Origin of the sequence: Anaerofustis stercorihominis, assembly GCF_005844425.1 — a bacterium.
Lineage (GTDB): Bacteria > Bacillota > Clostridia > Eubacteriales > Anaerofustaceae > Anaerofustis > Anaerofustis butyriciformans.
Genome location: NZ_SPHL01000010.1, coordinates 40134 through 57847, shown reverse-complemented (window position 1 = coordinate 57847; position 17714 = coordinate 40134). Strand labels below are relative to the sequence as shown.

The 17714-nt window shown below is 29.4% G+C and carries 18 protein-coding genes and 1 pseudogene; 8 read left to right on the top strand and 11 right to left on the bottom strand.

The window, feature by feature from the left end:
• From FGQ49_RS04475 to FGQ49_RS04455, 5 genes and pseudogenes are all read right to left on the bottom strand, one after another.
• Positions 1 to 207: pseudogene (locus tag FGQ49_RS04475) on the bottom strand (hypothetical protein); the annotation flags it as partial.
• An 85-nt stretch (positions 208 to 292) separates the two neighbouring features.
• Positions 293 to 829 (bottom strand): NUDIX domain-containing protein, encoded by a 537-nt coding sequence (locus FGQ49_RS04470; RefSeq protein ID WP_138268675.1) that lies wholly within the window; start codon positions 827 to 829, stop codon positions 293 to 295.
• Positions 829 to 1302, bottom strand: coding sequence for a transcriptional regulator NrdR (nrdR, locus tag FGQ49_RS04465; protein WP_138268674.1), 474 nt, complete (start codon positions 1300 to 1302; stop codon positions 829 to 831). The genes FGQ49_RS04470 and nrdR overlap by 1 nt, the downstream gene beginning before the upstream one ends.
• Positions 1303 to 1429: 127 nt before the next feature.
• On the bottom strand, positions 1430 to 2965 hold the full coding sequence (gene putP / locus FGQ49_RS04460; protein WP_138268673.1) for a sodium/proline symporter PutP: 1536 nt from the start codon (positions 2963 to 2965) through the stop codon (positions 1430 to 1432).
• A 113-nt stretch (positions 2966 to 3078) separates the two neighbouring features.
• Positions 3079 to 3684: a DedA family protein gene (locus FGQ49_RS04455; protein ID WP_138268672.1), complete on the bottom strand. Its 606-nt coding sequence runs from the start codon at positions 3682 to 3684 to the stop codon at positions 3079 to 3081.
• Positions 3685 to 3802: 118 nt separating this feature from the next.
• On the opposite strand from FGQ49_RS04455, the gene FGQ49_RS04450 reads away from it, so the two are divergent.
• Both FGQ49_RS04450 and FGQ49_RS04445 read left to right on the top strand, forming a co-directional pair.
• Positions 3803 to 4714: a LysR family transcriptional regulator gene (locus FGQ49_RS04450; protein ID WP_138268671.1), complete on the top strand. Its 912-nt coding sequence runs from the start codon at positions 3803 to 3805 to the stop codon at positions 4712 to 4714.
• A 96-nt stretch (positions 4715 to 4810) separates the two neighbouring features.
• Positions 4811 to 5935, top strand: coding sequence for a 5-methyltetrahydropteroyltriglutamate--homocysteine S-methyltransferase (locus FGQ49_RS04445; RefSeq protein ID WP_138268670.1), 1125 nt, complete (start codon positions 4811 to 4813; stop codon positions 5933 to 5935).
• Positions 5936 to 5990: 55 nt separating this feature from the next.
• Here the strand turns inward: FGQ49_RS04445 and FGQ49_RS04440 are convergent, their stop codons facing one another.
• From FGQ49_RS04440 to FGQ49_RS04420, 5 genes are all read right to left on the bottom strand, one after another.
• Positions 5991 to 6254: an HPr family phosphocarrier protein gene (locus FGQ49_RS04440; RefSeq protein ID WP_138268669.1), complete on the bottom strand. Its 264-nt coding sequence runs from the start codon at positions 6252 to 6254 to the stop codon at positions 5991 to 5993.
• 92 nt (positions 6255 to 6346) lie between these two features.
• On the bottom strand, positions 6347 to 6988 hold the full coding sequence (locus tag FGQ49_RS04435) for an O-methyltransferase (RefSeq protein ID WP_138268668.1): 642 nt from the start codon (positions 6986 to 6988) through the stop codon (positions 6347 to 6349).
• Positions 6989 to 6991: 3 nt separating this feature from the next.
• Positions 6992 to 8353, bottom strand: a complete 1362-nt coding sequence (gene mltG / locus FGQ49_RS04430) for an endolytic transglycosylase MltG (protein WP_138268667.1) — start codon at positions 8351 to 8353, stop codon at positions 6992 to 6994.
• 127 nt (positions 8354 to 8480) lie between these two features.
• Positions 8481 to 9425, bottom strand: coding sequence for a TIGR03943 family putative permease subunit (locus FGQ49_RS04425; RefSeq protein ID WP_138268666.1), 945 nt, complete (start codon positions 9423 to 9425; stop codon positions 8481 to 8483).
• A 13-nt stretch (positions 9426 to 9438) separates the two neighbouring features.
• Positions 9439 to 10641: a CobW family GTP-binding protein gene (locus FGQ49_RS04420; protein WP_138268665.1), complete on the bottom strand. Its 1203-nt coding sequence runs from the start codon at positions 10639 to 10641 to the stop codon at positions 9439 to 9441.
• Between the two features lie 338 nt (positions 10642 to 10979).
• On the opposite strand from FGQ49_RS04420, the gene FGQ49_RS04415 reads away from it, so the two are divergent.
• The 6 genes from FGQ49_RS04415 (at position 10980) to FGQ49_RS04390 (ending at position 16341) form a co-directional block, all read left to right on the top strand.
• Positions 10980 to 12242, top strand: coding sequence for a pyridoxal phosphate-dependent aminotransferase (locus FGQ49_RS04415; RefSeq protein WP_138268664.1), 1263 nt, complete (start codon positions 10980 to 10982; stop codon positions 12240 to 12242).
• A gap of 109 nt (positions 12243 to 12351) precedes the next feature.
• Positions 12352 to 12615: a 30S ribosomal protein S20 gene (rpsT, locus tag FGQ49_RS04410; RefSeq protein ID WP_138268663.1), complete on the top strand. Its 264-nt coding sequence runs from the start codon at positions 12352 to 12354 to the stop codon at positions 12613 to 12615.
• Between the two features lie 46 nt (positions 12616 to 12661).
• Positions 12662 to 13069, top strand: a complete 408-nt coding sequence (gene acpS / locus FGQ49_RS04405) for a holo-ACP synthase (protein WP_138268662.1) — start codon at positions 12662 to 12664, stop codon at positions 13067 to 13069.
• 325 nt (positions 13070 to 13394) lie between these two features.
• Positions 13395 to 15224, top strand: a complete 1830-nt coding sequence (glmS, locus tag FGQ49_RS04400) for a glutamine--fructose-6-phosphate transaminase (isomerizing) (RefSeq protein ID WP_138268661.1) — start codon at positions 13395 to 13397, stop codon at positions 15222 to 15224.
• A 200-nt stretch (positions 15225 to 15424) separates the two neighbouring features.
• On the top strand, positions 15425 to 15904 hold the full coding sequence (locus tag FGQ49_RS04395) for a QueT transporter family protein (RefSeq protein WP_138268660.1): 480 nt from the start codon (positions 15425 to 15427) through the stop codon (positions 15902 to 15904).
• The gene (locus FGQ49_RS04390) at positions 15904 to 16341 is read left to right on the top strand and encodes a nucleoside deaminase (protein ID WP_138268659.1); all 438 of its coding nucleotides are present in this window, start codon (positions 15904 to 15906) and stop codon (positions 16339 to 16341) included. The genes FGQ49_RS04395 and FGQ49_RS04390 overlap by 1 nt, the downstream gene beginning before the upstream one ends.
• Positions 16342 to 16368: 27 nt before the next feature.
• Here FGQ49_RS04390 and FGQ49_RS04385 read toward each other — a convergent pair whose 3' ends face one another.
• Positions 16369 to 17649, bottom strand: coding sequence for a hypothetical protein (locus FGQ49_RS04385; protein WP_138268658.1), 1281 nt, complete (start codon positions 17647 to 17649; stop codon positions 16369 to 16371).
• Positions 17650 to 17714: the final 65 nt, after the last annotated feature.

Here is a 17714-nt window from a genome sequence, read left to right as displayed (position 1 = left end):
AATCTTTTTACTATCTATACTTGATGTATCTTTTGTAATGAGTTCAAAAAATGAACCTATGTAATCTTTAAGCTCATCCAATTGTGTAGAACTTAAAAAATATATACTGACTCCCCCTATTATAATCCCAAGAAGAAAAACAATAAGAAAAAATAAATATTTATTTTTGTTTTCCTTAAAATGATAATTTATAAATTCTCTAACCATAAAATATTATTCCTTATTTTTTGTGACATAAAAAAGACATGCCCTATTAATAAAGGGTATGTCCTTATTTATATTTTATGACTGTTTATATATTATTTTCAATACAATATTTTAAAACTGCACTAACAGTTTTAGAATCAATATTTTTATTATTTAATATATCTTCTTTAAACTCTTTTATATCAACTTCAAAAACATTTATAAATTCATCTTCATCTAATTTTTGTTTAGTTTTTTTTAGGCCTTTTGCTAAATATATATGTATAACTTCATTACAGTATCCCACAGCAGGCCAACTATTCATATAGAATTCAAGACTTTCTGCCTTATATCCTGTTTCCTCCTCAAGCTCTCTTATTGCACATTCCATAGGATCTTCACCTTTTTCTAATTTACCCGTTGGGAGTTCAACGGTAATACCATAAACAGAACATCTATACTGCTTAACAAGAACAACCTTATTGTCCTCTGTTATTGCTAAAACAGCAGAAGAGTCTGCATGGTTCAAATCATCCCTTGTTGCTTTTTCCCCATTTGGAAGAGTAACATAATCTCTCCTTACTTCAAAAATGTTTCCTTTAAAAAGAACTTCTGTTTTATCTATTTTTTCTGTAATATCCATTATTTGTTACCTCTACCATCTCTTTCATTTAACATACTTTTAAGTTCATCCATAAAGCTATTTACATCTTTAAACTGTCTATAAACAGAAGCAAATCTTACATAAGAAACTTCATCTAAATCTTTTAGGTACTTCATTATCTCTTCACCTATTAAATTTGATGGTATTTCTTTCTTTGCTATTTTTTGAATATTACTTTCTATTTCATTTACAACATGTTCTATCTGCTCAATAGAAACAGGTCTTTTTTCACATGATTTTATTATACCGTTCATAAGTTTATTTCTGTCAAAAGCTTCTCTAGTACCATTTTTCTTAACTACAATTAAAGGTATCGTTTCTATTTTTTCATAAGTTGTAAATCTTTTTGCACAAGATAAACACTCTCTTCTCCTTCTTATAGCCGTATTATCATCAGTAGGTCTTGAATCTATAACTTTACTTTCGCTAAAACCGCAATGTGGACATTTCATCTTTATCACCTTTCGTTCCTAAAATATATAAAAATTATATAATATATTTTTATTTAACTCAACCTTAAGAATATATAAATTATTTAAACAAAAATAAAAAAGCGGATAACTCCGCTTTTAAGAAAAATTATAATAAACTTTGTACTTTATCATATTCATCAGTTATTTCTTTTTCAGGTTCAGGAGTAAGAAGACTTACCACAACCATAAATATACAACCTGTTAAGAAAGCAGGTAATAATTCATAAATATCAAATAAACCACCTAAATTACTTATAACGTATTTCCATAAGAATACCATAACTCCACCGGAAATCATTGAAGCAATTGCACCGTATTTATTAGCTCTTCTCCAGAAAAGAGCAAATAATACAACTGGTCCAAATACAGCACCAAAACCTGCCCATGCAAATGATACAATAGAGAATACTGAGCTGTTTGGATCTTTTGCAAGGAAAATACCAAGAACAGCAATTGCAATAAGACATCCTCTTGCTACAACCATTCTCATTTTGCCGTCAAGGTTTTTACCAAAAACACCACCTATGATATTTTCAGATACACTTGAAGAAGCAGCAAGAAGCTGTGAATCCGCAGTTGACATTGTTGATGCAAGAATACCTGCAAGTATTACACCTGCAAAGCAAGCAAATATCCATCCGTGTGTACTTAATACATTTGCAATTTGAACTATTACTGTTTCAGAAGATGTTCCTTCAAGGAATGGAATAACAGATGCTTTTGTCATTCCATAACCAATTATACCTATCAAAATAGAAGCAAACATAGAAATTACAACCCATATAGAAGCAACTCTTCTTGAAATTTTAAGTTTGTCTTTATCTTCAATAGCCATAAAACGAAGTAATATATGAGGCATTCCAAAATAACCAAGCCCCCAAGCCATTTTTGAAACGATTGTTAAAAATCCGTAACTTTCAGCACTTCCCGTTGTCATATTATGAGTTGAAACCATACTCAAATATCCCGGAAGTTCTTTTGCATTACTTATTACCATATCCATACCGCCTGCAGCAGTTATTCCAAAAACAAGAATAATAACAAGAGCAACAGACATAATTATACTTTGAATAAAGTCTGTAGTGCTTGCAGCAAGGAAACCTCCCATTGCTGTATATAAAATAATAACCACTGCACTTACAACCATTGCGGTAAAATAATCAATACCAAATAAACTTGAGAATAATTTACCACAAGCAGCGAATCCTGAAGCAGTATAAGGAATAAAGAAAATAATTATAAATAATGAAGATATAAGCATTAAAATCTTCTTTTTATCTCTAAACCTATTTGAAAAGAAATCAGGAAGAGTAAAAGAGTTCTTTGAAACTTCCGTATATAATCTTATTCTTTTTGCTATAATAAGCCAGTTTACATATGTACCTATTGCAAGACCTAAAGCTGTCCATCCTGCATCGGCTATACCTGATAAATAAGCAACTCCAGGTAGTCCCATAAGTAACCAGCTACTCATATCAGAGGCCTCGGCACTCATAGCCGTTACAAAAGGACCAAGTTTTCTTCCTCCTAAATAAAAATCGTGAGCCGTCTCGTTTTGTTTTGATAAAAATGCTCCAATAACAACCATACCTATTAAATAAATAAATATGACCGCAAGCATTCCTATTTGGTTTGCCTCCATTACAATTTCTCCTATCTTTTTAATTATAAAAAAACAAAGGTCCTATGAAAATAGTACCTTTGTAATATTTTATATTAAGTTTATTTTTTTGTCAAGATTTGCCTATATATCGGCTATTTTTTACCTTTTTTGTATCTTAAAATATAAATAATAATGAAAGCAAAAATCAATATCCAAACTATGTTTGAATAGCTTTTAAAATAAGGAAGAAAACTTTCCCATGCATCTCCAAGAATAACACCAAGAAAAACAAGTAAAGTATTCCATATCAATGTACCAAGTGTACTTAATATAATAAAATAAGAAAATTCCATTCTGGAAAGTCCCGCAGGAATTGATATAAGACTCCTTGCTACAGGTATACATCTGCATATAAACACAGCCTTATTTTCAAATTTTAAAAACCAATTATAACTTAAATCAATATATTCAGGTTTTAAATGTAAAATTTTTCCTAATCTACTGGAAAACAAATCTCTAAGTTTTTCCCTTTTAAACATATACCCGAGTATATAAAGTATAACCGCACCAAGAATTGCACCTATCGTTGCAAAAATAATTACAACAATCGGGTTTAACCCTGCTGCAACTACCATATATCCCCCAAACAACAAAACAACCTCAGAAGGAATCGGTGGAAAAATATTTTCAACAAGTATTAAAATCATTATCCCAATATATCCGTAATCTCTAATAAAACTTAACAGTGTTTCTTGCATAAATCCCCTCTTTTACTTTCTAAAACAATTTATATGTATATTATATTTTTGTATGATATAATATATTGCATACTAATTAAAGAAAAATTAAAGGAATGTAAAATTTAGGTAAAACAAAATGACATTACAACAACTTAAATACATAATAGAAATAGTAAACTGTGGTTCTATAAACGAAGCTGCAAGCAGATTATTCATAACTCAACCAAGTCTTTCAAAATCCGTAAAAGAACTTGAAAACGAACTTGGCATTGAAATATTTGTCCGTTCAAACAGAGGTATATCTCTGTCCTCAGATGGTGCCGAATTTTTGGGATACGCAAGACAAGTTATAGAACAAGCAGAACTTTTGGAGCAAAGATATATGAATAAAACTCCATCAAAAAGAATATTCTCTGTTTCCACACAGCATTATGCTTTTTCCGTTCACGCCTTTGTAAACATGGTTAAAGAATTTGATAAAGACGAATATGAGTTTGCCATAAGAGAAAGCAAAACCCATGAAATAATAGAGGATGTAAAAAATCTTAGAAGCGAAATTGGAGTAATTTATTTAAACGATTTTAACGAAAAAGTAATAAATAAAATTTTAAAAGATAACGGCTTAGTTTTTACTCACCTTTTCGATGCAAGACCTCATATTTTTATAAGCATAGATAATCCCCTTGCAAAAAAAGAAAAACTTACTATAGAAGACCTTGATCCATATCCAAGAGTTTCCTTTGAACAAGGTACATATAATTCTTTTTATTTCTCGGAAGAAATTTTAAGTACACTTTCTCATAAGAAAAATCTTTTAGTAAGTGACAGAGCAACTCTTTCAAACCTTCTTATAGGTCTTCAGGGATATACCATAACAACGGGTATTTTAAGTGTTGAACTTAACGGAAGCAACCTTGTTTCAATTCCTCTTGAATCTGATGAAGTCATAAGACTTGGTTATATAAAACACAAAAATGCAAGCCTTAGCATACCGGCAAAGAAATACATTGAAAAATTAGAAGATTATATAAAGGAATATCAATATTGATATTCCTTTTTTCTATATCAAAATATAAAAAATGTATATTATCACATAATAAAAAAACATGATATACTAACAAAGCAACTTAAGGAGGAATTAATTATGACAAAAAGAACAAACGTACCATTTAGAAATGATATCGTAGGAAGTTTCCTACGTCCTTTAGAACTTAAAAATGCTAAGGAAGATTATATAAAAGGAAAAATTAATTTAGATGAATTAACTAAAATCCAAAACAAATGTATTGAAGAACTTGTAAAAAAAGAAAAAGAAGCTGGATTAAAATCAGTTACAGACGGAGAATTTACAAGAAGTTGGTGGCATTTGGATTTCATGTGGGGGCTTAAGGGAGTAAAAAAGAAAGAACTTGAAAAAGGATATCAATTTAAAGATGAAGAAACAAGAGCTGAAACAGTATCTTTAGAAGGCAAAGTAGAATATAATGAAAACCATCCTTTCTTTGAAGGTTATAAATTTTTACATAAAATAGCTTTAAATAACGATGTAATTCCAAGACAAACCATACCTGCTCCAGCACAGTTTTTCGCAGAATTACAAAGACCGGATAATGCATCAGAGGTAAAAAAATACTATAATGACACAAACAAATTAATTAAAGATATTGCAAGCGCTTATAATAAAACAATTTTGAAATTTTATGAACTTGGATGCAGAAATATTCAACTTGATGACTGTACATGGGGAATGCTTTGCGACAAAAAAGCTATAAAATTAATTGGACTAAGTGAAGAAGAAGTAAAACAAACTGCAAAATTATATGTAGAATTAAACAACAAAGCTATAGCAAATTTACCAAAAGATTTAATAGTTACTACTCATGTATGCAGAGGCAATTATCACTCAACATATGCAAGCGAAGGAGGCTATGAACCTATTGCAGAAATTCTATTTAAAGAAGAAAATGTAAAAGCATTTTATCTTGAATTTGATGATGAACGTTCAGGAGGATTTGAACCTTTAAGATTTGTACCAAAAGATAAGTTTGTTGTTCTTGGTCTTATAACATCAAAAAACGGAATTTTGGAAGATAAAGAAATAATAAAGAAAAGAATAAAAGAAGCAACAAAATATATAGATTTAGAAAATCTTTGCCTAAGTCCACAGTGCGGATTTGCTTCAACCGAAGAAGGAAATATCTTAACAGAAGAAAATCAATGGGAAAAATTAAAATTAATAAAAGAAATAGCTAAAGAAGTTTGGAAATAAAATTTAAAATAAAAAAGACATATCAAAAGATATGTCTTTTTTTTATATAAGTAAATTATTCACCAAAACCGTCTTCGATTAAAGCTGCTAATGTATCTACAGCTTCTTGTTCATCAGCACCGTTAGCTCTGATTTCTAATTCTGTACCTTGAGATAATCCACCAGCCATAACGCCCATGATAGATTTTGCATTGATTTCATTTCCATTCTTAACTAAAAGAATTTCTGATGAGAATTTAGCAGCTGTTTGTACAAATTGAGATGCTGGTCTAGCATGAAGACCTGTAGGATTTGTAATTGTTACATTTTTTGAATACATATATAATTCCTCCTAATTTTTTTTCTTTTATCGGTATTAATTAGATTATAACATAAATTTATCAAAATACTATTAAAATTTTAACAAATTCCTTATTTTTTTATACTTATACTTAAACCATCCCCTATAGGAAGAACAGAAGTAGTTAATTCACTATCTTCACTTATAGCATCTAAGAACTTTCTAAGCCTTTTTACAATGGTTATTTTTCTTCTAATTAGAGGCTTACTTTTATCAATCATTCCTCTAAATAAAACATTATCACATATTAAAAGCCCACCGGGTTTTAGTATTCTTTTGCAGTCTTCAAGCATATGGATATAATGACCTTTATTTCCGTCAAGGAAAACAACATCATATACCTTTTCTTCATTTTTTAATACTTCCCCTGCATCATCAAGACATAAATCAATATTATCTTCAAAACCGTATTTCTTTATATTATTTTTTGCTTCGATATATCTTATTTCATCTCTTTCTATAGTTTTTACATAACTATCTTTACCCATTGTATCTGCAAACACACAGGAAGAATAACCTACAGCGCTTCCTACTTCAAAAAGAGACTTTGAAGAACTTGACTTTAAAATAATTTTTACAAGCCTTTCAACATCTTCCGTAATAATAGGTATATTATTTCCTTTTGCTTCTTTTCTAAACTCTAAAAGAGCATCTTCTTCACTACTTAAGTGAAGAAGACCCTCTAAATATTCCTTTGTTATTTCATTTATCATTTTTTATTCCCAGTTCCCACTATATTTTTGTATATTGGCTTCATGCTCTTCATAAGTCTTAGCAAAAGCACTTGCTCCCGTACCGTCATTTTTTGTACAGAAATACAAATAATCGGTATCTTCAGGATAAAGTGCAGCTTTTAGAGAAGCTGCTCTAAAGTTTGATATAGGTCCTGCAGGAAGCCCTTCATATTTATATGTATTATATGGAGAATCAATATTCTTTTGTGATTCTGTAAAAGAGAATTGATAATCCTTATAAATATATTGTAGCGTTGCACAAGACTGAAGCATCATACCTTTTTCAAGTCTGTTATAAAATACCCCGGCAACAGTCGGAAGTTCAGAATCAAGTATTGTTTCTCTTTCAACAACCGATGCCATAGTTACAATTTCATCAATGGTTTTGCCCATTTCTTTTGTTCTTTTCTTATATTCGTCTGTATATTCTTGATCGAATCTATCAAGCATTTTTTCTATTAAATCTCTTGGTGTAGAATTTACATAAATATTATATGTATCCGCAAATAAGTATCCTTCCAAAATATATTCTCTATCCTTTGGAACACTTGATAAGAAATCATATTTTTCTCTGTAATAATCCGCATTATTTTTAATTTCACTTAAAAATTCTTCTTTTGTAAATATTCCTTGCTCTTCTAAAGTATCACCAATTCTGTTAAGGTCAAGACCTTCTTTTATTGTAACAGTTGCTGTATCGCTATTACTGCCTTCCATCATGATAGAAACAATATCTCCTGCTGATTGACTTTGAGAGAAAGAATAATATCCGGCCTTTAAATCATTTGATTTTCCTGTTAATTTAACATACACTTTAAATGCAAGTTCACTTCTTATTAAATCTTTATCTTTAAGTGTCTGAGAAATACCTGAAAGAGATGAACCTTCTTCTATTGTAACATCCATTTTATTTGTATTTGAAGAATCAACAGCGCCTAATAAAACGTTATAACTTACAATAATAGCTACAACACATATTAAAACAAATGCCCCTATTCCTCCAAGTATATATTTCTTCTTGCTTGCTTTTTTATTATTTTTCTTAGTTTTGCTATTTTTGTTATTTAAAACAACATCTTTTTTACTTTGTTTTACATCATCAAATTGATTTTCTTTTATATTAGAAAAATCCTCTGTTTTTACATCTACATCTTCAAAAAGCACATCATCTTTGATATCAATATTTTCTTTTGTTCCTTCATCAACTGAGATGTTAGAAAGTACTTTTTCATCTTCAAAAAGATTATTATCCATAAGATTTATATTATTATCTTTGTTTATTTTTTTTCTTTTAGGTCTTCTCATCGTTTTTTTTACTTTTACGACTCTTTTTCTTTTTTCCATACATCCTCTCCTTTTAGCATACTTAAATTATATATGTATTTGACAAATAACACAATATTTTTAACTTTTATTTAACAATTTTTAAGAAATAAAAAAGAAGATATATGAAAACATATATCTTCTAATACTACATAAAATATACAATCTCATCTTCAGGTTTAGCTGCTTTTTTTATACTTTCAAGATATAACACAGGAACATCTTCGCCGTATTCAACGTTAAATTCATACTCAACATGCACAAGTACCTCAACCCAGTCTCTATTTTTATAACTGAAGTTTTTCAAAAAATACTTACATTCATGTCCCAAAAATTGTATATCATCAGCGCAGCAAGTCATTGCAAATCTCCCAGGAACAAACGTATTTCTACCTAAACTCTTATCAGTATAAACCTGAGCTTTAAACCTTACCTTTTTGCCCATATAATGTCCCGGATTATCAAGTGTATCAATAAACCATACACCATAATCCACATCACTTACATCTATAATATCTGCATTTATATCAAAAGGCAAATCCTCTTCAGTTTCTTCAACAACGCTTCCGTCGCTTCTTTCAAATACAATTTGAACTGTTGGATTTAAAGCTTTAATATTTCTTCTAAGTTTAGCTCTGTCCATATCATCTTCATATCTGTTACATATTATTAGACTTGATAAATTAAGAGGCTCCATAAACATTGCTCTCATGTTAAGCATATATATTTCTGCTGTTTCACAGTTAACCAAAGAATATACGCTTGCAATCTGCCAATTTTCAGGAAAATCTGTTTTAAGAAGCGTATCCATACTCCATGTCCCATTGTATTCCATAACAACCTGATTTGGTCTATATAATGCTTCATAATTTTGAAGAAGTGTTGGAGTGAACTTCTCTATATCATCAATTGTTACCTTTGTTATTTGACATTCACTTAAAAAATCTCTTTCAAACTCTTCTTCCCCATCTTCACACATAATAAGAAGAGTAGGTCCGTTATTTCTAAAATCAGGACTTCTAAACATATTCTTTATTAAAGTTGTTTTACCGCTATCTAATAAACCTGATATAACAAAAACCGGTGTTACCATAATATCACCTCTGTTATTTAAATATTTTTTCTAATTTATCTTTAAGCAAGTTTGAACCAATTACACAAACTTTACCTATATAATCAGCATTTCTTTCTCTAATTTCGTATTCACCAGGAACTAAATCAAATTCATACCAGCTTTCATCTTCTCCGCTTACAACACCTTTAGCTCTTAAAATAACCCCATAACTACTTCCTTCTGCTAAGTCTTCCAAAATATCATTTAACTGATCTTTTGTAAACTTATGAATTGTTTCCATTCCAAAGCTTTCAAAAACTTCATCTGCATCATGTCCATGGTGATCATGTCCACATCCACAATGTTCATGATGATGGTGTTCATGGTCATGTCCGCATTCACAGTGTTCGTGGTGGTGATGATGTTCATGATCGTGTCCACATTCACAATGTTCATGGTGGTGATGGTGTTCATGGTCATGTCCACATTCACAGTGTTCGTGGTGGTGATGGTGTTCATGATCATGTCCGCATTCACAGTGTTCGTGGTGGTGATGGTGTTCATGATCATGTCCACATTCACAGTGTTCGTGGTGGTGATGGTGTTCATGACTTTCCATTTCTTCTCTTTTTAATTCTTCAAGCATTTTATTTTCTTTATCAAAATTTGTAAATGCATCAAGTATTACTCCTTTATTTAAATCATCCCAAGGAGTTGTAATAATATTTGCTTTATCATTATGTTTCTTTAATTCTTCAAAACATTCATTTATCTTTTCTTCTTTCATAAGTTGAGTTCTGCTTAAAACAATAACATTTGCATTTTCAACTTGATTATTAAAGAATTCTCCAAAATTCTTCATATAAATTTTTGCTTTCTTTCCGTCAACAACGGTTATTTTACTGTCTACAGAAAGATCAAGTTTATCTTTTACATCTATAATTGCCTTTTCAACATCTGAAAGTTTACCTACCCCTGAAGGTTCAATAATAATTCTGTCAGGAGAATATGTGTTTATTACTTCTTCAAGAGATTTACTAAAGTCTCCTACCAAAGAACAACAAATACATCCTGAATTCATTTCCTTTATTTCAATTCCGGCATCTTTTAAAAAGCCTGAATCAATTCCAATTTCTCCAAATTCATTTTCTATTAAAATTACTTTTTCATCCGTAAACACTTCACTTACCAATTTTTTTATAAATGTAGTTTTACCGGCTCCTAAAAATCCGGATATTATATTTACTTTTGTCATAAAAACCCTTCTTTCTATTATTAAATATATCTATTTTATACCAAAAATAAAAAAAATACAAACAAAATAATGTTAGTAACTGCTAACATTATATCATGAAATTATTTTATTTCAATAACTTATAAAAATAATTTTTTTTTGAGTAAATACTTAATTTTTTTAAGATAGAAAACATTTACAATAAATAATACATAATTTAATTAACCATTTTCCTGTTTTTACATATTATAATAATGTACAAATAAAAAAATACCTTACTTATAAAATTAATACTTGAAATATACTTTATTTTATGATAGTATATCTTATAGTAAGATAATAAAATAAAGGAGAAAGTTATGTTTTCAAATAAAGTTACATCAATAGGACAATCTCCAATAAGAGAATTTGCCCCAATACAAGAAAAAAGAACAAAAGAAGGAACTCATGTATATCAATTAAATATTGGGCAACCTGATATAGTTACACCAAAGGAATTTTTTAGCGCGGTAAGAAACTTTGATGAAAACATATTATCATATACAAACTCAAAAGGTATTCCTGAACTATTGGAAGCATTTGAAGAATATTACAAAGAAATTGGTTCAAATATGAAAAAAGAAGACATGATAGTTACAAACGGAGGAAGCGAAGCTATATTATTTTCTTTCCTAACTCTTTGTAATGAAGGAGATGAAATAATCGTTTTTGAACCTTATTATACAAACTACAATATTTTTGCTACTCAAGCTGGAATAAACATGGTTTCCATAACAACAAGACCTGAAGAAAACTTCAGACTTCCAAGCAAAAAAGAAATAAAATCAAAAATAACAGATAGAACAAGAGCATTTTGCATAACAAATCCTTCAAACCCAACAGGAAGAGTTTATACAAAAGAAGAAATAAAATTATTATGTGACATCGCAAAGGAAAATAATTTATTTATAATAGTTGATGAAGTTTACAGAGAATTTGTTTACGACGGTAAATTTATAAGTTTTTCATCTATAAAAGACGTTGAAGACAAAGTTGTAATAATAGACAGCATTTCAAAAAGATTTTCTGCATGCGGAGCAAGAATAGGTCTAATCGCTTCAAAAAATGAAGAATTTATGGCTCACGTTTTAAAACTTGCACAAGCAAGACTTTGTGCTCCTTATATCGACCAAGTCGGAGCTGCTGCTGTTTTAAAACATACAAGCAAAGAATACATAGAAAGTGTAATAAAAGAATATAAACATAGAAGAGATACAATATATCAAAGATTAAAGAAAATAAAAGGTATCCAAGTACAAAAACCTGCAGGCGCATTTTATTTAATAGCAAAACTTCCTGTTGAAAATGCTCATGAATTCTCAAAATGGTTACTTGAAAATTATGATTATAACAACGAAACAGTTATGCTTTGCCCTGCAAGCGAATTTTATTCAACAAAAGAACTTGGAGTAAATGAAGTAAGAATTGCGTATGTATTAAAAGAAGAAGACTTAATAAATGCAGTTAACATTTTAGATAAAGGTCTTATGGAATATCAAAAAGTATTTAATACAAATAAAGTAGTTGAAACAGGTAAGAAAAAAGGTAAAATTTTAATAGCAAAAGAACAACCTGCTATGTAAAATATAAACAATAAGAAAACATGAAAAGAAAGTAAAAAAATGCTTGCATTTGGTATATATAGGTGCTATAATATCATTCGCGAGACTATTTAAAGTGGAGGTGTAGCAAGTGGCAAACATTAAATCTGCAAAGAAAAGAGCAATTACAAACGAAAAAAGCAGACTTAGAAATAAAGCTATCAAAACTAACTTAAAAACAGTTGAAAAAGATTTTGAAAAAGCTATTTTATCTAATGATGTTGAAAAAGCTAATGAAGCATGCAAATTAGCAAGCAAAAAATTTGACATGGCTGCAAGCAAAGGTATTATTCATAAAAATGCTGCAAACAGAAAAAAAGCTCAATTAGCAAAAAAAGTCAATGCTTTAGGTTAGTATTATATATAGACTATTTAAGACCTTTCATCTTAGAGAGGTCTTTTTGCAGTTAAAGGAATTATGTATGATAGACAAAGAAATAATATCAAATGGTGTTGATATAGTAAAAGTTGATAGAATAAGAAAAATATTAAAAAGACCCTATAAAGACGCTTTTTTAAAGAAAATATTTAACACAGAAGAAATTGAATATTTTAAAAGCAATAAATATGATGCAAAAAGCATATCAGGATATTTTGCCGTAAAAGAAGCCATAATGAAAACATTAAAAAAAGGAATGGATAAAACAAGTTTTAAAGATATAACAATACTTAAAACAGAAGATAACTGTCCTTATATAAAATTAGAAGGTAATGCAAAAAAATATATGAAAGAAAATAACATAGAAGATTTTAAAATATCCATTTCTCACGAAAAAGAATATGCCATTGCGTTTGTAATCGCAGTATAAAAATGCTTTTTAAGCATTTTTTTATTTGCAAATTTTCTGAATATTAAAAAATAATTAATTTAGTTTTATATTTACTCCTCTTTTGATATAATGTACAAAGGAGGTTTATATATAGGAATTTTTAGTTAAAGCGCCCGAACCGAATTCCTAAATAAAATTTTAAGGTTGACGAGGTAAAGGGTTTATCGAAATTTCGGCGGATACCCTTTGGGATTTAAAAGTTATTCCTTAATGCTTAACAAAACTTAAAAGTAATTTTAAGGACAAATTTAAGCTAAAACTTAAAAATCACACAACAATTATTTTTAAGGAGATTATTTAAAATATGTGCGGAATAGTAGGTTATATAGGAAACAAAAAAGCCAGTGACATTCTTGTTGAAGGACTTGGAAAGCTTGAATACAGAGGTTATGATTCAGCAGGAATTGCTGTTTTTGAAGATGATAAAATTACAATAAGAAAACATAAAGGCAGACTTGATAATTTAAAAGAAAGCTTAGGAGAAAAAGATATTAACGGTCATGTAGGTATTGGTCACACAAGATGGGCTACTCATGGAGAGCCATCAGACATAAACTCTCACCCACATGCAAGTCATAACGGTAAATTTGTAATTGTACACAATGGTATTATAGAAAACTATATTGAATTAAAAGAAGATCTTGTAAAAAAAGGTTTTAGATTTATTTCAGATACAGATACAGAAGTTGTTGCTCATTTACTTGAAGATATGGATGATGGCGATTTACTTTCAACAGTAAAGAAAGTAGTAAAAAAACTTTCAGGTTCTTATGCTCTTGCAATAATGTGTAAAGATGATCCAGAAGAACTTATTGCAGTAAGAAAAGACAGCCCATTAATAATCGGTAAAGGTGAAGGAGAAAACTTTATAGCAAGTGATATACCTGCGGTTTTAAAATACACAAGAGATATATATTTGCTTGATGATGATGAAATTGCCGTAATAACAAAAGATGATATTACAATTTATGATAATGAAGGAAATAAAGTTGGAAAACAAATTCTAAAAGTTAACTGGGATGCTGCAGGTGCAGAAAAAGGCGGATATGAACATTTCATGTTAAAAGAAATCCACGAACAACCAAGAGCTATCAGAGATACATTAAGAGGAAGACTTGACGTTGAAAAACACGAAGTAAAACTTGATGATATTACAATAACAAAAGAAGATTTAGATAAAATCAACAAAATCTATATTGTAGCTTGCGGTACTGCTTACTATGCAGGAAACGTAGGTAAAAATGTAATAGAAAAATATGCAAGAATTCCAGTTGAAGTTGATATAGCAAGTGAATTTAGATATAGAAATCCAATTATAGATGAACACACACTTCTTATTTCAATTTCTCAATCAGGAGAAACAGCAGATACTCTTGCAGCAATGAGACTTGCAAAAGCTCAAGGAGCCAGAGTACTTGCAGTAACAAACGTAGTAGGAAGTACTGTTTCAAGAGAAGCAAGCGATGTATTATATACATGGGCTGGTCCTGAAATTGCCGTTGCTTCAACAAAAGCATACTCTACACAAGTTGTAAGTATGTACTTAATCGCTTTATTATTCGGTAAGCTAACAGGAAAATTAAGTGATGAAGATTTTGAAATAATCGCAAACGGCTTAATGACAATAGACAAAAACGTTGAAAATGTTCTAGCAAAAGAAGAAGAAATCAAAAAAATAGCTTATGAACATTTCAAAGTACACGATGTATTCTTCCTTGGTAGAGGTCTTGATTACTTCTTATCACTTGAAGGTTCTTTAAAAATGAAAGAAATTTCATACATTCATTCAGAAGCTTATCAAGCAGGAGAATTAAAACACGGACCTATCGCATTAGTTGAAGAAGGAACTCTTATTATAGCTCTTTGTACTCAAGATGCTTTATTTGAAAAAATGTTAAGCAACATTAAAGAAGTTGTTGCAAGAGGTGCTTATATCGTAGCTTTTGCAAAAGAACAAAACTCAAATGTTGAAAAAGAAGCAAATAAAGTAATGTATATAGATAATGTAATTGATGATTTAACTGTAATACCTACAGTTGTATATCTTCAAACTCTTGCATACTACCTTGCAGTTGCAAGAAACTGTGACGTTGATAAACCAAGAAACTTGGCTAAATCTGTTACAGTAGAATAATAAGGTTAATAACATTTAGTATAAGAGGCAAAAACAAGAGGGACTTCCCTCTTGTTTTTACTGGTATATGAAACGTCGTGGTTTCATGGTTTTTCATATACCCTTTAGGGGTACCTAAGGCTGTTATACTTGTTATTATATATAACAAATACCACGAACTCTTTTTATAAGAGCTTTTTTGTGGTGGATAGGAGCCAATTATGCAAAACAGTAAAATTCAATTTATCACAAAAGCTGCAATAATAGCAGCTATCTACACAGTATGCACAATGCTTATCTCTCCACTTGCTTTTGGAGAAAATCAAGTAAGAATATCTGAAGCTCTAAATGTATTGGTATACTTTACACCATCGGCTGTTCCGGGATTATTTGTAGGATGCATTTTATCAAACCTTGCAAGTCCTTTTGGAATAATCGATATCGCCTTCGGTTCTCTTGCTACTTTACTTGCGGGAATGGTTGCCAGTAAAATAAAAAACAAATACCTTGTAGGAATTCCAAGTATACTTTTTAACGGTATATTTGTTGGTTTTGTTTTATACAAAATGTCAGCAGTTCCATTCATTGCAGGATTTATAAGCGTATGCATTGGACAAGCTATAAGCCTATATGTTATAGGACTTCCTCTATTATTAATAATAGAAAAAAATGAAAAATTAAGGACACTTTTATCTCACTAATGAATGAATATATACTTCTAGCTTTAGAAGAAGCTAAAAAAAGCAATGATGACATTCCTGTGGGCGCAGTTATTGTAAAAAACAATAAAGTAATATCAAAAGCCCACAATGAAGTTATAAAGAGAAATGATTCAACGGCTCATGCAGAAATAATAGCAATTAAAGAGGCTTGCAAAGAACTTAATACATATAATTTAAGCGGTTGCACCATATATTCAACATTAGAGCCCTGTCCTATGTGCACAGGAGCTATAATAAACGCTAAAATAGATAAAGTAGTATATGGAGCAATGGATATAAACTACGGAGCGTGTGGAAGCAAATATAATCTCTTAAATGACAATAAAGCTAAGAAAATAGAAGTATATGCAGGAATAGAAGAAGATAAATGTAAAACATTAATAAAAGATTTTTTTAAAACAATAAGAAAAAAATAAAAGCAAGGGGTACCCACCTTGCTTTTTTTAATATAGTAAATATAATAATGTTACAATGCCAAGTCTCATTTTATCGTTTATTTTATTAAAAATATTAACATAAAGTCTTTCATAATTTCTTGGATTTGCACTTACAAGAACTAAAAAATAATCCAAGAAATTATCTTTATTCACACTTAAAATCTCTTCTTTACTATTTATCATTTTTGATAAATAGTTCTTATCTTCAATTTTTCTTAAATGAGAATTAACTTCGTGTTTATATATTTTTTCAATTTCATTTTTTAACTTCGTAAAGGTATATTTTTCTTTTTCTTCAATGCCTAATATGTTAGATAAATTTTCCATTAAGGAAATTAAAGCATTATTCTCTTTTCTATATTCAGAAAATCTTATCATATCACAAAGAGTTTTTCTTATTAAATTCTTATTGTTAGAATCTAAATCTAAAAGCTCCATAATCAAATAATCTTTATTATCATTAAAACTATCTCCCATATGCTTTTCAAATAAAGTATAAGAAGAATCATTTTCAAAATTTATATAATAATATTTTCCACAGACCTTTTTTAAAACTTTTAATGTATTCAAATATCCTATTTTTATATGCTCTTTCATTATATCGGTACTGTATTTATCCTCAAGTTCCAAAAAGTCACTGCTTTTAATTATTGTTATTTTTTTCAATGAAGATTTATCTACCATTTCTTCTGTGGATATTATATTTTCGTATCCATTTTCCACAAGTACATCAATTAAATTACCATTATAATTTTGCATTCCCCCCATATTTGAGTCCATATTTGAAATTTCAGGGAAACATACACAAAGTAGAATATATGAATGAAGCTGGCCTTTGGGAATATCATCAATACTTAAAGATGAAAACTCCATTGTGTTTAAATCTATTACATCAAAAAAAAGCTTAATATCGCTATTTCTTACATCATCTTCATTTATATATTCTCTTAAAGCTTTTTTAAGATCTTTTAATCTTTTATCTGTAGATAGAAATTTTGTAAACTCTTTAACAAAGCTTTTTTTAGATAACTTAGACCATGAATGTTCATATAAACCTGCTATAAGATTGTTTACTTTAAACAAATTCTTTCCAACTGCCATTGTCCAAAATTTAACAATCTTATCCATATCTTTCATAGAAAAAAAAGCAGCATTTACGGCTCCCATGCCTCCCGCACAAACAGCCTTAAATTTCATATCACTTTCCATAAATGCAGCAAATGAACCTATTTCATAAAACTTTTTACTGCCGTCTAAATTAAGTATAATTGCATCGTACTCTGGCATCGTATCACTCCCATTTTTTAGTAAAATTATTATAACATAAAGAACAATAAAAAAATACCTTATAT

What these genes read in the sequence shown, in the direction of transcription:
- FGQ49_RS04470 (WP_138268675.1), bottom strand. Translation starts at nt 829, where the DNA reads ATGGATATTACAGAAAAAATAGATAAAACAGAAGTTCTTTTTAAAGGA.
- nrdR (WP_138268674.1), bottom strand. Translation starts at nt 1,302, where the DNA reads ATGAAATGTCCACATTGCGGTTTTAGCGAAAGTAAAGTTATAGATTCA.
- putP (WP_138268673.1), bottom strand. Translation starts at nt 2,965, where the DNA reads ATGGAGGCAAACCAAATAGGAATGCTTGCGGTCATATTTATTTATTTA.
- FGQ49_RS04455 (WP_138268672.1), bottom strand. Translation starts at nt 3,684, where the DNA reads ATGCAAGAAACACTGTTAAGTTTTATTAGAGATTACGGATATATTGGG.
- FGQ49_RS04450 (WP_138268671.1), top strand. Translation starts at nt 3,803, where the DNA reads ATGACATTACAACAACTTAAATACATAATAGAAATAGTAAACTGTGGT.
- FGQ49_RS04445 (WP_138268670.1), top strand. Translation starts at nt 4,811, where the DNA reads ATGACAAAAAGAACAAACGTACCATTTAGAAATGATATCGTAGGAAGT.
- FGQ49_RS04440 (WP_138268669.1), bottom strand. Translation starts at nt 6,254, where the DNA reads ATGTATTCAAAAAATGTAACAATTACAAATCCTACAGGTCTTCATGCT.
- FGQ49_RS04435 (WP_138268668.1), bottom strand. Translation starts at nt 6,988, where the DNA reads ATGATAAATGAAATAACAAAGGAATATTTAGAGGGTCTTCTTCACTTA.
- mltG (WP_138268667.1), bottom strand. Translation starts at nt 8,353, where the DNA reads ATGGAAAAAAGAAAAAGAGTCGTAAAAGTAAAAAAAACGATGAGAAGA.
- FGQ49_RS04425 (WP_138268666.1), bottom strand. Translation starts at nt 9,425, where the DNA reads ATGGTAACACCGGTTTTTGTTATATCAGGTTTATTAGATAGCGGTAAA.
- FGQ49_RS04420 (WP_138268665.1), bottom strand. Translation starts at nt 10,641, where the DNA reads ATGACAAAAGTAAATATAATATCCGGATTTTTAGGAGCCGGTAAAACT.
- FGQ49_RS04415 (WP_138268664.1), top strand. Translation starts at nt 10,980, where the DNA reads ATGTTTTCAAATAAAGTTACATCAATAGGACAATCTCCAATAAGAGAA.
- glmS (WP_138268661.1), top strand. Translation starts at nt 13,395, where the DNA reads ATGTGCGGAATAGTAGGTTATATAGGAAACAAAAAAGCCAGTGACATT.
- FGQ49_RS04395 (WP_138268660.1), top strand. Translation starts at nt 15,425, where the DNA reads ATGCAAAACAGTAAAATTCAATTTATCACAAAAGCTGCAATAATAGCA.
- FGQ49_RS04390 (WP_138268659.1), top strand. Translation starts at nt 15,904, where the DNA reads ATGAATGAATATATACTTCTAGCTTTAGAAGAAGCTAAAAAAAGCAAT.
- FGQ49_RS04385 (WP_138268658.1), bottom strand. Translation starts at nt 17,649, where the DNA reads ATGCCAGAGTACGATGCAATTATACTTAATTTAGACGGCAGTAAAAAG.